This window comes from Vibrio genomosp. F6 (assembly GCF_005146325.1).
Lineage (GTDB): Bacteria > Pseudomonadota > Gammaproteobacteria > Enterobacterales > Vibrionaceae > Vibrio > Vibrio cortegadensis.
In genome coordinates, this window is record NZ_SYUT01000016.1 from 24030 (window position 1) to 39001 (window position 14972).

At 41.7% G+C, this 14972-nt stretch carries 14 protein-coding genes and 1 other annotated feature; of the genes, 4 read left to right on the forward strand and 10 right to left on the reverse strand.

Going from position 1 to position 14972, the window contains the following annotated elements:
• Positions 1–4: 4 nt before the first annotated feature.
• Both yaaA and FCV43_RS04520 read right to left on the reverse strand, forming a co-directional pair.
• A complete protein-coding gene (yaaA, locus tag FCV43_RS04515; protein ID WP_136994142.1) occupies positions 5–781 on the reverse strand; it encodes a peroxide stress protein YaaA in 777 nt (258 codons plus the stop codon).
• Positions 782–890: 109 nt separating this feature from the next.
• Positions 891–2321 carry an alanine/glycine:cation symporter family protein gene (locus tag FCV43_RS04520; RefSeq protein WP_017051037.1) on the reverse strand — a complete coding sequence of 477 codons (1431 nt, stop codon included), beginning with the start codon at positions 2319–2321 and terminating at the stop codon, positions 891–893.
• 710 nt (positions 2322–3031) lie between these two features.
• On the opposite strand from FCV43_RS04520, the gene FCV43_RS04525 reads away from it, so the two are divergent.
• On the forward strand, positions 3032–3217 hold the full coding sequence (locus FCV43_RS04525; RefSeq protein ID WP_017051038.1) for a DUF3545 family protein: 186 nt from the start codon (positions 3032–3034) through the stop codon (positions 3215–3217).
• A gap of 186 nt (positions 3218–3403) precedes the next feature.
• On the opposite strand, the gene FCV43_RS04530 is transcribed toward FCV43_RS04525, so the two are convergent.
• The 3 genes from FCV43_RS04530 to nfo all read right to left on the reverse strand — a co-directional run bounded on the left by FCV43_RS04530 (position 3404) and on the right by nfo (position 5966).
• On the reverse strand, positions 3404–3955 hold the full coding sequence (locus FCV43_RS04530; protein ID WP_136994143.1) for a hemerythrin domain-containing protein: 552 nt from the start codon (positions 3953–3955) through the stop codon (positions 3404–3406).
• 119 nt (positions 3956–4074) lie between these two features.
• Positions 4075–4755, reverse strand: a complete 681-nt coding sequence (ung, locus tag FCV43_RS04535) for a uracil-DNA glycosylase (protein ID WP_136994144.1) — start codon at positions 4753–4755, stop codon at positions 4075–4077.
• Between the two features lie 335 nt (positions 4756–5090).
• Positions 5091–5966 carry a deoxyribonuclease IV gene (gene nfo, locus FCV43_RS04540; RefSeq protein WP_113799394.1) on the reverse strand — a complete coding sequence of 292 codons (876 nt, stop codon included), beginning with the start codon at positions 5964–5966 and terminating at the stop codon, positions 5091–5093.
• A gap of 332 nt (positions 5967–6298) precedes the next feature.
• Between nfo and grcA the strand changes: the two genes are divergently transcribed.
• Positions 6299–6676 carry an autonomous glycyl radical cofactor GrcA gene (grcA, locus tag FCV43_RS04545; RefSeq protein WP_017051042.1) on the forward strand — a complete coding sequence of 126 codons (378 nt, stop codon included), beginning with the start codon at positions 6299–6301 and terminating at the stop codon, positions 6674–6676.
• A gap of 93 nt (positions 6677–6769) precedes the next feature.
• On the opposite strand, the gene thrC is transcribed toward grcA, so the two are convergent.
• Genes thrC through thrA form a run of 3 tightly spaced genes read right to left on the reverse strand, consistent with a single transcriptional unit; the run spans position 6770 to position 11483 of the window.
• Positions 6770–8053, reverse strand: a complete 1284-nt coding sequence (thrC, locus tag FCV43_RS04550; protein ID WP_136994145.1) for a threonine synthase — start codon at positions 8051–8053, stop codon at positions 6770–6772.
• Complete coding sequence (gene thrB, locus FCV43_RS04555) at positions 8050–9021, reverse strand: homoserine kinase (protein ID WP_017051044.1); 972 nt, start codon at positions 9019–9021, stop codon at positions 8050–8052. The genes thrC and thrB overlap by 4 nt, the downstream gene beginning before the upstream one ends.
• A gap of 2 nt (positions 9022–9023) precedes the next feature.
• A complete protein-coding gene (gene thrA, locus FCV43_RS04560; protein WP_136994146.1) occupies positions 9024–11483 on the reverse strand; it encodes a bifunctional aspartate kinase/homoserine dehydrogenase I in 2460 nt (819 codons plus the stop codon).
• 30 nt (positions 11484–11513) lie between these two features.
• Positions 11514–11631: a sequence feature (Thr leader region), on the reverse strand.
• Positions 11632–11933: 302 nt separating this feature from the next.
• On the opposite strand from thrA, the gene FCV43_RS04565 reads away from it, so the two are divergent.
• Positions 11934–12407, forward strand: coding sequence for a ribonuclease regulator (locus FCV43_RS04565; protein ID WP_431188282.1), 474 nt, complete (start codon positions 11934–11936; stop codon positions 12405–12407).
• A 13-nt stretch (positions 12408–12420) separates the two neighbouring features.
• Here FCV43_RS04565 and FCV43_RS04570 read toward each other — a convergent pair whose 3' ends face one another.
• Positions 12421–12903: a putative 4-hydroxy-4-methyl-2-oxoglutarate aldolase gene (locus FCV43_RS04570; protein WP_017051047.1), complete on the reverse strand. Its 483-nt coding sequence runs from the start codon at positions 12901–12903 to the stop codon at positions 12421–12423.
• Positions 12904–13687: 784 nt separating this feature from the next.
• On the opposite strand from FCV43_RS04570, the gene arcA reads away from it, so the two are divergent.
• The gene (arcA, locus tag FCV43_RS04580) at positions 13688–14404 is read left to right on the forward strand and encodes a two-component system response regulator ArcA (RefSeq protein ID WP_017051048.1); all 717 of its coding nucleotides are present in this window, start codon (positions 13688–13690) and stop codon (positions 14402–14404) included.
• A 125-nt stretch (positions 14405–14529) separates the two neighbouring features.
• Here the strand turns inward: arcA and FCV43_RS04585 are convergent, their stop codons facing one another.
• Positions 14530–14970 carry a hypothetical protein gene (locus FCV43_RS04585; protein WP_136994148.1) on the reverse strand — a complete coding sequence of 147 codons (441 nt, stop codon included), beginning with the start codon at positions 14968–14970 and terminating at the stop codon, positions 14530–14532.
• Positions 14971–14972: the final 2 nt, after the last annotated feature.

Genomic DNA, 14972 nt, shown 5'->3' on the forward strand with positions numbered 1-14972 from the left:
TAAATTAGTTCTGCTCTTCGCGCTTAAATACCAACTCTTTAGCGTTTGACTCTTGTTCTACAAAGTAATAACCCGCCACATCAAACTTCACAAGCTCTTCAACCGACTCAATACGGTTTTCAATAATGTAACGCGCCATCAAGCCTCGTGCTTTCTTCGCATAAAAGCTGATCACTTTATATTGGCCGTTCTTACAATCTTTAAATACTGGCGTAATCACGTCGCCATTCAATTTCTTTGGCTTGACCGCTTTAAAGTATTCATTCGACGCCAAGTTAATCAGCACATTATCGCCTTGCGCTTCTAATGCTTGGTTCAACTTATCGGTAATGAGATCACCCCAGAACTGATACAAATTAGTGCCACGAGCGTTGGCTAAACGCGTTCCCATCTCCAAGCGGTATGGCTGCATCAAATCTAACGGCTTTAATAAACCATAGAGACCCGAGAGCATGCGTAAGTGCGATTGTGCATAATCAAAATCGCCATCATTCAACGTTTGCGCATCGAGCCCAGTATAAACATCGCCTTTAAAAGCCAAGATAGCTTGTCGAGAGTTGTCTAAAGTAAACGCCTCTCGCCACTGTTCAAAACGAGCCACATTCAAGCCAGCAATTTTATCGCTCACTTTCATCAGCGTTGATATGTCAGTAGGGGTAAGCTTACGACACTCTTCAATCAGCTCAGCCGAATGTTCAATGAATTCAGGCTGAGTAAAACGTTCAGTGACAAGTGGAGACTCATAATCCAACGTCTTAGCGGGTGAAACAACGATTAGCATGACTTGTACCTTATAGTAATATTTTTCTTAGAGTATAAAAAAAGCCACGCTGCGTCATTAACTGACTGCAACATGGCTTTTATTTAACTATTTCAGTAATTCGAAACAGTTAGTCTTTTTTGTTGTTATCCCAAATGCCATCTTCAAGCTGAGATTTTAGCTCAGGGAAATCATCTGCATTAAAAGTTGGTAGTTTGCCTGCTTTCAACTGCTGGTTGTAATCTTTCGCAAGCTTAATCACGATCCCTGATAGCAAGATAATCGCCACCAAGTTCACTATCGCCATCAGCCCCATTGATACATCTGCAAGCGCCCAAACCGTTGGCAGGGTCGCCATTGAACCAAACATCACCATTGCAAGAACCACGACACGGAATATACCAATGCCCGCTTTATGATTATGCTCTAAGAAGATCAAGTTCGTTTCAGCGTATGAGTAGTTAGCAATGATCGACGTAAAGGCGAAGAAGAAGATTGCAACGGCAACAAAAATGCCGCCCCATGGACCCACTTGTGCCGTCAATGCTCGTTGAGTCAGCTCAATACCCGTAATTTCGCCGTGCGGAACATATTCACCCGACATTAGGATAATCGCAACCGTCGCTGAACAGATCACAATCGTATCCATAAACACGCCTAGCATCTGAACATAACCTTGAGACGCTGGGTGTGGCGGATACGGTGTCGCCGATGCCGCAGCATTAGGTGCAGAACCCATACCCGCTTCATTCGAGAACAGGCCACGCTTAATACCTTGGATCATCGCTTGAGCAATCGCGTAGCCTAAACCACCCGCAGCCGCTTCTTGGAAACCAAACGCACTCTTGAAAATCAGCGCCAACACTTCAGGTACTTTTTCAAGGTTCATGAACATCACGAACAGAGCAATACCTAAGTAAGCGAGTGCCATTACAGGAACGATCAGTTCTGCAGTACGAGCAATACGCTTGATGCCACCAAAAATAACCACAGCAGAAAGAAGAACGATACCGATACCGACATAAATTTCTTCAATGCCAAAAGCCGTTTTCATTGCGCCTGCAATTGAGTTCGCTTGTACTGCATTGAAAACAAGACCGAAAGCGATGATAAGGAAGATAGAGAATAGAACCCCCATCCAACGCATCCCTAACCCTTTTTCCATGTAGTACGCAGGGCCACCACGGTAGTTGCCATCGTCATCTTTGGTTTTGTATAACTGCGCCAATGTGCTTTCGGCAAATGATGTTGCCATACCAAGCATCGCAATTAGCCACATCCAAAAAATAGCACCTGGACCACCAGCAGTAAGAGCAACAGCCACACCAGCCATATTACCGGTACCAACACGAGCTGCTAAACTGGTACAAAGCGCTTGAAAAGAAGAGATACCAGCACTGTCCGCTTTACGGCTATCTTTTAGGACACTGAACATGTGTCCGAAATGGCGAAATTGAATAAACCCAAGGCGGATAGTGAAGTAGATACCTACACCAACCAAAAGATAAACTAAAATCGATCCCCAAAGGAGATCATTCATTAAATTGATTAAATCTGTCACTTGAACCTCACATAGAGTTGCACTGATCCTGCTTCCTAGCCCTCCTCTAACTCGCTTATGCCATGTGTCAATGTTGTGTTTGGCATTGGTTATATTGCGTTTTATTGCAAGTTAGAATGTAAATTGTCGCTTCATGCATCCATTTTACGTATCAGTGTATTTTGACGGGCGGATAATGCAGCTTGATTGGGGAAAAATCAATAAGAGATCGAGCGCATATTGTATGTTAACTCTCACCAATATGTCACCTGCCATTAACACAACAGGTAACATTCACTTTCAATTCTAGACACAAATAATCACATAAACACCACAAGATAGGTGTTCGCCCTCTTATGGGAATGGCATTCCTTATGTGAGCAATAAAAGTAGGCAAACCAAGGTGTCAGCCAAATCTCTCAAATTATATTGACCCATCCCACATCCATTCTGAATTAGGCTATAAGAAACAAAACACACACCACGCCAAATACGCCTAATTAAACACGATTAGTTAACAATTAGAGCCTACAAATTTAATCACGAACATCGACTCGTTTGGATAATTTTTAACCAAATCACATTGTAAAAAGTGTGCGGCCCAGTGAAAAATAGTACGAAAACGTAATGAAAAAGAAACAAATGAGAAACATATCAAGGTTATACTGCTCGAAAATATGCTAATAAACAGCTTCCGAGAAGGAAGAATAACTAAACAAATGAGGTAGCTTATGGAAGGGTTGCAACTAGAACATGTTATGGATAGCTTTACACCTCCAACTCGCTCAACAAAAACCAAACCCGCCAAGCGTAAATGGCGAGAAATTGAAGCGATTAACGATAAAAAACGTCTCCAAAAAGAGCTGATGGATCTTGATGGATGTCTAGATTACAAATATGAAGATATTGAGCTTTAACCGTTAACTAGAGAGTCTGGTTTCCCTTGCTCTCTAACTCACCCCAACGATCAATATAAAAGAGGCGCTGCATATACGCCTCTTTCTATTTAGCCAAATCAACTATTACAGTGAACTGAAAAGCAATCTTCCTTAAAGACAACCTGCTTAGTCTCATCTCACTTAGCTGAAAGTATCGCGCGTCAACTAAATGCATTCCCGCTCAGTCTGCCGAACTCTTTCTGCCAGTTGTAAATACCGATCTGCAATCGTCTCCCCAAATACTGGGTCATTATCTTCTTGTTCCCACAACGCTTCGACTTGTTGCCAATCTTTCGTTGTAAACGCTCGATTAATCAGAGGGATGATCTTTTTCTCTTCAAAATCGAGATGCTCATGCTGGTCAGTAATAAATTCTTGGAGCTGTTTAGTAAAGACTTCACGTGGAACAACGGCATCTTGCAAAATCATTTCCACGACGCCTAAGAATTCATGTGTTTTTTCAGATAACGTGACATGCTGAGATTCAAGGTTTTCGATCTCTTGTTGATGACCGTAATGCTCTTGGTAATAGTGATATAGAACATCTTCTTTAGGGTGGTGTATTTTTTCTGAATGATTCGCTAAGTAATCGACTACCTCTTTTACTAAGCTGTAGTTGATTGGTTGATCGTTATTCAACTGCTTGAGTTTAGTACTTAAAATGGCTAACAGGCGAACCATATAGCCATGCTCTCGTCTAATCCTTTCAATCATCATTGTAAGCCTCCGTTATACTCACTAAAAGTAAGTGTATATAAAGAGGACTCATCCTGCTTTGATTTTGGTCGAAAAACAGCCAATTAACTTTTTCAGCAGACTTTATCAAACATGATGAACTATAACGTTACAGGAAGATGCCAATTAATCGGTTGTTTTCCACTATCAATAAGTAATTGATTGGTTTGAGAGAAATGCTGACAACCAAAAAATCCACGTCGGGCTGAAAGTGGTGAAGGGTGTGGAGCAGCCAAGACATGGTGACGCTCACGATCGATCATTTGACCTTTCTTCTGGGCATGCGCTCCCCATAATAAAAAAACAATGCCATCACCTTGAGCATTCAGTACTTCAATGACCTTGTCAGAAAACGTTTCCCAGCCACATTTAGAGTGAGAGTGAGCCAACCCTTCTTCAACCGTGAAGACAGTATTAAGCAGTAACACTCCTTGATCTGCCCAAGAGGTCAAATAGCCATGATCTGGTATTACAAATCCATCAATATCTTCAGCCAATTCCTTGTACATATTTCGTAGTGATGGCGGTATTTTTATTCCCGGAAGCACTGAGAAACATAAACCGTGTGCTTGATTTGCACCGTGATATGGATCTTGCCCCAAAATAACCACTTTAACTTTGCTAATCTCAGTATGCTCAAAGGCATTAAACACATCAGATTCAGGAGGGTAAATCGATTTACCTTGCTTTCGTTGTGATCCGACAAACTCAACCAGAGCCTGAAAATACGCTTTCTGCTTTTCAGACTCAATGACATCATTCCAACAGCTAAAAGGGTTCATTGTAATTCTCGAAAAATAAACATTGCCCTATTCTACGCTGCGGCATGTACATTAGTAGAGAATTAATTTTAGGGTCGAGGGCGAGTTGGGCAGCGGTGTGGGTTTGGGCCAGTGATATGCCGATTAGGGATCGGCAAACGTGATGTTGGGGACAGGGGTCTCACTGTCGGTTTCGATATTCCTATTAAACCGTTTGAATCTTGCATATGGCATCCTCCACTACATTCAACTAAATCAGATCCTACTCATTCAGCCCCTCCTGCTAATAAATACTGAGCAGGAGAGTGCCGTATAAAAGACATGAAAAAAAGATGCCAAGTTTATGCGTCAGTCAATTAGCGAATTGAATCCAAATGAAATTTTCTTAGCTGCTGAATTTCATCTTTCCAAATGGTTGAATCTATTGTTTCTAAAATCAAAGGGATAGAATCAAAACGCGCATCAGCCATGATATATTCAAAACAGCTCCAACCAATTTCTCCTTTACCCAATGAATGGTGCCTATCCACTCGGCTCGCAAATTCTACTTTCGAGTCATTTAGGTGCATTGCCCTTAAATATTGCATGCCTACAACATTGTCGAACTCAGCAAACGTCGCTTCACAAGCCTCTGCACTTCGTAAATCATACCCAGCAGTAAATGTGTGGCAGGTATCTAAGCAAACACCAACTCGCGATTTATCTTCTACTTGATCAATGATTTCAGCGAGATGCTCGAAACGCCAACCAAGGTTTGTTCCTTGACCAGCCGTATTCTCGATAACGGCGACAACATTAGGCACCGCTTGATGAGCTAAATTTATTGACTCTGCAATCTTAGACAAACATTCGCTCTCTGAGATTTTCTTTAAATGGCTACCGGGATGGAAATTAAGCAGTGTTAGCCCCAGCTGTTGGCATCGCTCCATTTCATCTATAAATGCCGCGCGCGATTTCTCAAGCTTCTCTTCTTCTGGAGCGCCCAAGTTAATCAAATATGAGTCATGGGGCAGAATTTGCTCTGCAGAGAAGCCCAGCATTTTGCAATTCGCTTTAAATGCGCTGATCGTTGCCGCTTCAAGTGGTTTTGCTACCCACTGTCTTTGGTTCTTAGTAAACAGAGCAAAAGCATTTGCTCCTAACTCTCGTGCCCTCAGTGGAGCTTGATCAACACCACCTGCCGCCGAGACATGTGCACCAATATATTTCGTTATTTGCTTTGAAGTTTTCATGTTCTTTAATCACTTTGTACTTTCAGTTTTAGTCTCTAACCGGTTGTTATTCTTTGATTGAGTTCAAAATTTAGACTTATTTTGTAGTAAGTTTACAACAAAATGAGTTGTTAACTATTTTTTATATTATCAAATAAATTGTAACCAGCATGTTTTTAAAGGTTTTATTGATTCAGCGCAATAAAACAACCTTGGAAAAATAATGGTTTTTAGTTGTAATTTGATCTAAATCAATACTATCATGTCGGATATTGGATATATAATACCCTGCTCAATAAAATTCGAAAGTTAACACCACAATAAACACCACAGAAGTGGACTAGGAGATAGTGATGATTCAAGGTATTCAAATTACTAAAGCTGCAAACGACGCGCTACTAAACTCAATCTGGCTACTAGACAGCGAAAAAAATGAAGCTCGCTGTGTTGTTGCTTCTGCAGGCTACGAAGCTGACCAAGTTGTTGCAGCAGCAGAACTAGGTGAGTACGAAAGCCGTGAAGTTGCAATTGAAAGCGCACCGCTAATCGAAGGTGGTCAACACCTTAACGTTAACGTTCTAAAACGTGAAACACTTGAAGATGCAGTTGCGCACCCAGAAAAATACCCACAGTTAACAATCCGTGTTTCTGGCTACGCTGTACGTTTCAACTCTTTAACTGTTGAACAGCAAAAAGACGTAATCGCACGTACTTTTACTGAATCTCTATAATTGATACTCACCTATCTCAACTTTAGGTTGGTGTAGCATCAAATAGAAAAACGGCACTCAATTGAGTGCCGTTTGTTTATCTGTCACTTGCGCTTACTTTTGAGCGTTACGTAATACCACTTTCAAAGCATCAAAATCATTTTCTAGATCTTCCGATAATAGCGCTAATGCCGCATGTTTTGCTAAAGGCGCTGGCAGTTCGATGTCTGTACCTAAAATATCATCAACTACGTCTTTAAACTTAGCTGGGTGAGCCGTACAAAGGAATAGTCCTGTTTCATCAGCCTGAAGTTGCTCATCAAGCAGACGATAAGCTATCGCGCCATGCGGCTCACATAAGTAACCTTGAGCTTGTAGGTCACGTACAGATTGCGCACTCTGCTCGTCTGATACTTTACCTTTACCTAACGTATCCAAACCCCAGCCTTTCAATTGACAAAGTTCTTCTATACGAGGCCAGTTATTCGGTTGGCTTACATCCATTGCATTTGATGTTGTCGCTATCGTTGGTTTTGGATCCCATTGACCAGTCTCTAAATAACGAGGCACAGTATCGTTTTCGTTGGTTGCCGCAATAAAGCGCTTAACAGGTAGCCCTAACGATTTTGCCAACAACCCAGCGGTCAAGTTACCAAAGTTGCCGCTTGGTACTGAGATCACTAGATTTTCACGCTGCTCTTTTGTCATTTGAGCAGCCGCTTCGAAGTAGTAACAGATCTGAGCCATTAAGCGACTAATATTGATTGAGTTCGCCGAATTTAAACCTATCTCTTTACGCAGTTCGGCATCATCAAATGATTGCTTCACTAATGCTTGGCAATCGTCAAAGTCACCATTAATGGCTACTGTGTGAATATTTTTACCTAACGTGCAGAAAAGTTTCTCTTGTAGAGGGCTGATCTTGCCTTTTGGATATAGGATCACAACATTAATGTTTTCCATACCATAGAAAGCATGAGCAACCGCAGCGCCTGTATCACCTGACGTAGCAGTAAGAATAGTGATCTTTCCACCATCGGATACCGCTGCCAAAGATTGAGCCATAAAACGACCACCAAAATCTTTGAACGCTAGTGTCGGCCCATGAAATAGCTCCAGTGCGTACACTCCCTCTTTTACCTTTTTAATCGGTGCTGGGAATTGGAATGCAGCATCCACCAGTTCATTGACTGTCTCAGCTGACAGTTCATCACCAATCAGTGCTGATAATATTTTGCTACTACGAGGGATAAAATCCTCTGCAAGTAGTGCATCAATATCGTCAAACTTTGGTAATACTGATGGAAAAAATAGACCTTGATTACGACCTAACCCTTGGCGCACGGCTTGGCCAAAAGAGACTTGCTCGTCATTTTCTTTGATGTTGTACAGCTTCATAGTGAACTTCCTGTAACGATCGAACCCTGCTTATCTAAACGACAAACATGAACGAATCCTTCTTTATTTTGTACGTAATTTTGTTCGAGCCAAAGAGCAACGCGCTCTGCGACATCTTGTGTTTCGCAAATGCTAAATAGCGTTGGACCACTGCCTGAGATTCCTGTGGCAAGCGCTCCGGCTGATGTCGCATAGTTACGCGCATCAGCAAAACCCGGTAGCAGTTTCGCACGATATGGTTCAGCAATCACGTCTTTGATCATCTTCGCGGCAAGCTGAGGTTGATTCGAGTGACACGCATGAATAAAGCCTGCGAGGTGACGTCCGTGTGCAATAATATCTTGGCGGCGATATTGAGACGGTAGAATTTCACGCGCTTCCGCCGTCGATACTTTAATTCCCGGGTACGCCATCACCCAGAACCAATCATCAAAGCATGGTACTTCTTGGCTGATGATATCGAGCTCTTCTAGCATAAGTTGCACGCCACCAAGATAACAAGGGGCGACATTGTCATAATGGATACCACCAGAGATCTTCCCTTCCATCTCTCCCATTAGGGCTAAAAGTTCAGTCTCATTTAACGGCTGTTCGTGAAAGCGATTAAGTGCATCGAGGGCAGCGACAATCGAACAGGCACTCGATCCTAACCCCGAACCAATCGGCATGTTTTTCTCAAGCGTCATTTCAAGAGGTTTAAGCGCTACCCCTTTGCGATCTAACTCACGAGCAAACACAACCCAGCAATCATACACAATATTATCTTGTGGATTTTCAGGCAGCTTAGAGACAAAGTTACCTGCAGTTTTTAAGCTAAAGGCTTGCTCACCATCTTGTACCAACACTCGGTCACCAAGCAGCGAGCCATCAATTGGCGATACCGCGGCACCCAGTACATCAAAGCCAACACTTACGTTGCCGATAGATGCTGGTGCGTAAACGACAACACCGTTATTCGTAGAACTCATGGTTAAACTCCCAACTTCCAGCCAAGGGTACGCATTACATCAGAGAAAACCCCTGCAGCGGTAACTTCGGTTCCCGCACCGTAGCCACGTAATACTAACGGGATCGGTTGATAATAGCGGCTATAGAAGGCTAAGGCGTTCTCACCATCTTTAATCTTAAACATTGGGTCGTCGCTATCCACAGCAGCGATACGAACTTTGCACTTCCCTTCGTTAATTTCACCGACATAACGTAAAACTTTACCCTCTTCTGCGGCCGCAGCTAACTGCTGTTTGAAATATTCATCCGCTTCAGGTAAGCGCGCCATGAACTCTTCGATACTTCCTGAATCGTCAAAACCAGGTGGTAGAGCTTGGTCCACTTCAACATCTTCCAGTTCAAGAGCCATACCCGCTTCACGAGCGAGGATCAACAATTTACGCGCGACATCCATACCAGAGAGATCATCACGAGGGTCAGGTTCTGTAAATCCATTCTCTTTTGCTATGTTCGTTGCTTGACTTAATGTCATGCCTTCATCAAGTTTGCCAAAGATGTAAGAGAGAGACCCAGATAAAATACCGTTGAATTTCTCAAGCTCATCGCCCGCTGAAATCAGGTTTTGCAGGTTTTCAATAACAGGAAGCCCCGCGCCTACCGTTGTTTCATACATCAACTTACGGCGCGAGCTTCTCGCCACATCTCGTAATTGGTGATAGTAAGCCATGCTTGCGGTATTGGCTTTTTTGTTTGGTGTGACAACGTGGAAACCTGCACCTAGGAAATCAGCGTATTGCTTAGCGATCCCTTCACTGGATGTGCAATCTACCAATACAGGGTTGATAATATGGTTGCGCTGAACAAGTGAAATGAGCCTTGCAAGGCTGAATTCTTCTTTTGCGCTTTTCATTCGGTCTCGCCAGTGTTCAAGTGGCAATCCTTCACTATCAAGCAGTAAACCTTTACTATTCGCCAAACCACAAACACGGATCACAATGCCTTTGTCTGCCAATTTTGCTTGTTGACGCTGAATTTGGTCGACTAACTCACCACCGACACCACCAATCCCAACAACGAAGACATCAAGGAAATGTTTAGAGTTAAATAAGTTCTCATGACACGCTTTGATCGCTTCTTTGATCTTATCTTCTGGGATCACCGCTGAAATTGCTCGCTCTGAAGAGCCTTGAGCAATCGCGACAATATTAACGTTCACTTCAGCCAAAGAAGCAAAGAATTGAGAGGCCACACCGCGGGAAGTGCGCATACCATCCCCAACAAGAGTGACAATGGCGACATCATCAATAAACTCTACGGGCTCTAAAAGACCATCTTTAAGTTCCAATTCAAAAGCGTCACGTAGTACTTGCTGCGCTCGTAGTTTATCCATTTCTTCAATACAGAAACTGATGCTGTACTCGGATGAAGATTGCGTAATCAGAACAATAGAGACACCAGCAGAGGACATCGCACCGAAAACACGGCTCGCCATGCCGACCATACCTTTCATTCCTGGGCCCGATACATTAACCATTGTGAGGTTACTTAGCGTGGTGATCCCTTTAATTGAGAGGTTATCTTCACCTGTATCTTGCCCAATAAGTGTCCCTGCACCTTGTGGGTTGAAGCTATTTTTGATTAAACATGGGATATGGAATTGAGCAATCGGAGCGATGGTTTTAGGGTGCAATACTGAAGCACCAAAATAGGATAGCTCCATCGCTTCTTGATAGCTTAGTGACTTTAACAAGCGAGCGTCATCAACCAAGCGAGGGTCGCAGTTATAAACACCATCTACGTCCGTCCAGATCTCACAGCAATCTGCACGCAAACATGCTGCTAATACGGCCGCTGAGTAGTCAGAACCATTACGACCTAAAGTGACTAATTCACCTTTTTCATTACCGGCAGTAAAACCAGGCATAATGCTGACGCTGCCGCTTGGAAGTGGATTCTGACGAAAGTTTTGAGTAGAAACATCAACATCAACCATGGCTTCAAGGTGATCACCTTTAGCAAATAGATATTGAACGGGATCGATCAAGTTGGCAGCTTGCCCTTTTGCCTCTAACACCGCTTTCATTAGCTGAATAGAGATTCGCTCGCCTTTACTGATAATGCGTGCATTAACATGATTTGGGCACATACCCAGTAAGTTAATACCATGCACAAATTGGCGTAGTTGCGATAATGAGGTCTTAACTTGATTATCAAACGCCGTGTTTACGATATTAGGCAGGACAGCCTTAATGGCGATAAACAGCTCTTGAAATGATGATTCAAGCTCCGCAATTTGCAGCTCGGCTTCGCCATTACGTAACGCGCCATCGATCACTGCTACTAATTTATTGGTCGTTTTTCCTGGTGCAGATAGAACAACCGCAACCTCTTCCTGTTGAGCATTATTAGCAATGATATCCGCAGCTCGTAAAAAACGATCTGCATCTGCTAACGATGATCCTCCAAACTTTAAAACTCGCATCCCTTTCTCCAAAAATCGTAAAAATGACCTAAAAAAAAGGCCCGTATCTCGTTAGATACAGGCCTTTTTTTGAAAAATTTCGCTTAGCAGCCTGCCCCAACATTTATAATATCGGTAATAATAATGGTGGTGGTCATTACTAGTTGGCTGTTATGAAGCATATGATAATTCTCTATACTCTTTGCGATTGCGTAACTCTACGTTTACCGATTTTACAAACTTTAGTCAATTAAAAACTGATTTTTTTTCATATTTAACTAGAATTATCGGTTGAAAGCTCTTTTTATCGCTTCTAATTAGCTCAAACAAAGCATTGTCAAAGACACATAAGTTAATAACTAATTGCTATATGATTTTTACAGCAATCACTTTTCCATTGTGCTTTAATTAGATTCATAGAGTGAAAGCATGCTCATAAAAATAATAATTTGTGCCGTTAGTACAAAATCAATCAAGGAGTGGATAATGAGATTATTGATCTGTCTATTAACCTTGATTGCGCCTGCTTGTTTCGCAACCACACTTCCACAACTTCTCTCTTCGCTGAATGCCTCTCCGCACCAGTTTTTCCTTTCTAGTGAAAATCAGTTCAACGAAAAATTTGATGTCTGGAACATTGATGGTGGTTACTCATACAATCTATTTAACTCTGTGGATTTGTATGTGGGGGCTCATGTCAATAATTCTGCACTTGGCAGCGATAATGGTTTTCTTAGTGGCGTCAGTTATAAGGTGAGTGAGCGGATCATTGTGAAGAGCACTCTGCGCTCGACAAACGTTGAGATAAATAATGAGAAACAAGGTGTGATGGCTGCTGAGATCTCAAGTCGAATGCGCTTGTCTGACAATCTAGATTTACATGCCACTCTCGATTACCAAGAGTGGCAGCAAGGTATTGAAGTCGGTTTAGGCTTTCGTTTTTAATATACTTCCGTTTTTAAAATGAAAGTAAATCCTTTGATGTGAGTATCCCATTCCAGTCGGAATAAATATAATCACCCGGTTGAATTAACTGATTTTGTATCGTCAGCGTCACCTGCGTATCACCTGCTCCGCGCTTCTCCGTTTTAAATGGGCAACTACCTAACGCTTTAATCCCGAGATCCATTTGAGAGAGCATAGCTACGTCTCTTACAGCACCATAAACAATGATGCCTTCCCAATGATTCTCAATCGCTTTGATCGCTAATTGATCCCCAAGTAACGCTTTTTGGCATGAACCATTGCCGTCAACAAATAACACTTTCCCTTTGCCGTTTTGGTCTAATATATCGCGAACTTTTGAATTATCGTGATAGCACCTTACCGTCACAATCTCGCCCCAAAAGGCATCTCGTTGGCCGAAGTTTTGTAGTGGTAAGTTGAGTAGTGTGACCTTATCTTCATACTGATCACAAATATCAGGGGTTATATCTTTCATCATTCCTCCATGAGTTCAGAAGTCATTATCCCTATAAATTATAGGACTAATAACAACTTTAAATTTTACTACGCCATCATTTTTCACATCTGGCGTCTTTCCTTATCGCAATCCTAGGATAAAAAAAATCTGTTTTCGGTCAGAATAGAGCAAAAGCAAAGATCGAAAACTAAAAGATTGGACTGAGGTCAAAACTCGTTAAAACGTCTATAATCTTATTAAGAAATTTACGGTTTCGTTACCTAAGACAAATAACTGTACTCTAAATTCAGAAAAATTTCTTATTGATATTGGTTTCTTATTCTGTATTTTCAATTTATAGAGGCAGTAATATATAATTTAAAACATAAAAAACAGATTAAATTACAGTGCTTTATAGGCTAATTACAATTATATCATTAATTAGAAGCTAAATTCATCTCTGAATAAGAGCGCAACTCAAGCTATCATTCAGTCATATTGATACATGTTTTGGATTTTCTGCATACTATTAATATTTGTTACATTTCATCTCTTGATATAAATCAACAAAGTGAATGGAATTAACATTCTAGCATTGTTAGCAAGCTGTTAAGATTATAGAATCCGCTCATTAACTGGCAGAATAATGAAAGACGTAACGGAAACCTCGTTCTTTGGCAACTTTCCATGGATGGCGGATAGCTTAAGTAAGTGTATTTTTGAAAACTTTAGTTTATTATCAAAAAAACATTACCTGTATGTTATATTTTTGCCTAGAATTTATTCTATTAGCACAATTTCGTCACAAATTTAGGTACCGCCAATGCAAACCCCGCAGATTCTTATCGTTGAAGATGAGCAAGTAACTCGTAACACTCTTAAGAGCATTTTTGAAGCAGAAGGATATGCTGTTTTTGAGGCTAGTGATGGTGAAGAGATGCACCAAGTGTTATCTGACAATCAAATTAATTTGGTTATCATGGATATCAACTTACCTGGCAAAAACGGTCTATTACTCGCTCGTGAACTCCGTGAACAAGCAAATGTAGCGTTAATGTTCTTAACGGGTCGTGATAACGAAGTCGACAAGATCCTTGGTCTTGAAATTGGTGCTGATGATTACATCACTAAACCATTCAACCCACGTGAATTAACTATCCGTGCGCGTAACCTATTGAACCGCTCTATGAGTGCTAACACAGTTCAAGAAGAGAAACGTAGCGTAGAGAAGTATGAGTTCAACGGTTGGATCCTAGATATCAATAGCCGCTCTCTAGTAAGCCCTGACGGCGAAGGCTACAAACTGCCTCGTTCTGAATTCCGTGCATTGCTGCACTTCTGTGAGAACCCTGGAAAAATCCAAACTCGCGCAGACTTACTGAAGAAAATGACAGGCCGTGAGCTAAAACCACACGATCGTACTGTTGATGTAACGATCCGTCGTATCCGTAAGCACTTCGAATCTATTTCAGGTACTCCTGAAATCATTGCAACGATTCACGGTGAAGGTTACCGTTTCTGTGGCGATCTAGAAGAATAGATTTCACTGAAAACAGAGTATCAAAAAAGGGATAATGCGAAAGCATCATCCCTTTTTTAGGTCTGAGCCCTTAAAACGTAAGGCTTAGGTTTTAGGTTTTAGATCTTAAGTTTAGAGCTTAGGTCTTAGTAAATAGCGTCAATATTGACACCTTTCTCGACTAACCACTCCACCTTGTCTTCGTTTTTCGTTTCTACGGCGATATCAATCGGCAGGTTTGGAAGTACATCTAATTGCCACTGAAAAGCGATTTCCCACGAGTTTTCACTGTGAGTTCTCACTTCTATCGCATCTCCATCTAAAAGCCATAGGTTCTCTCCTTGGCGTAAGGTCACGCTGTTCAACTCAAGTGTCGCAGGTAAGCTAGTATCAGATTTTAAATAGATAGAACCATTTAACGTCTGCTCTTGTGCCTCCCCAATCTGTGGCATCTTATTGACCCACAAATTGCTGCTTAATTTAACTTCCGACTGAGCAACTAACATCTGACTATCTTGCTGCCAATCAACATGTGCTGTTGAACAACCTGCTAATACAAGCATGCATGCGAGTGTTAATTTTTTCATAA

Excerpts from the sequence above, each read along its gene's own strand:
- yaaA (WP_136994142.1), bottom strand. The coding sequence starts at position 781 with ATGCTAATCGTTGTTTCACCCGCTAAGACGTTGGATTATGAGTCTCCA.
- FCV43_RS04525 (WP_017051038.1), top strand. The coding sequence starts at position 3,032 with ATGGAAGGGTTGCAACTAGAACATGTTATGGATAGCTTTACACCTCCA.
- FCV43_RS04530 (WP_136994143.1), bottom strand. The coding sequence starts at position 3,955 with ATGATGATTGAAAGGATTAGACGAGAGCATGGCTATATGGTTCGCCTG.
- ung (WP_136994144.1), bottom strand. The coding sequence starts at position 4,755 with ATGAACCCTTTTAGCTGTTGGAATGATGTCATTGAGTCTGAAAAGCAG.
- nfo (WP_113799394.1), bottom strand. The coding sequence starts at position 5,966 with ATGAAAACTTCAAAGCAAATAACGAAATATATTGGTGCACATGTCTCG.
- grcA (WP_017051042.1), top strand. The coding sequence starts at position 6,299 with ATGATTCAAGGTATTCAAATTACTAAAGCTGCAAACGACGCGCTACTA.
- thrC (WP_136994145.1), bottom strand. The coding sequence starts at position 8,053 with ATGAAGCTGTACAACATCAAAGAAAATGACGAGCAAGTCTCTTTTGGC.
- thrB (WP_017051044.1), bottom strand. The coding sequence starts at position 9,021 with ATGAGTTCTACGAATAACGGTGTTGTCGTTTACGCACCAGCATCTATC.
- thrA (WP_136994146.1), bottom strand. The coding sequence starts at position 11,483 with ATGCGAGTTTTAAAGTTTGGAGGATCATCGTTAGCAGATGCAGATCGT.
- FCV43_RS04570 (WP_017051047.1), bottom strand. The coding sequence starts at position 12,903 with ATGAAAGATATAACCCCTGATATTTGTGATCAGTATGAAGATAAGGTC.
- arcA (WP_017051048.1), top strand. The coding sequence starts at position 13,688 with ATGCAAACCCCGCAGATTCTTATCGTTGAAGATGAGCAAGTAACTCGT.
- FCV43_RS04585 (WP_136994148.1), bottom strand. The coding sequence starts at position 14,970 with ATGAAAAAATTAACACTCGCATGCATGCTTGTATTAGCAGGTTGTTCA.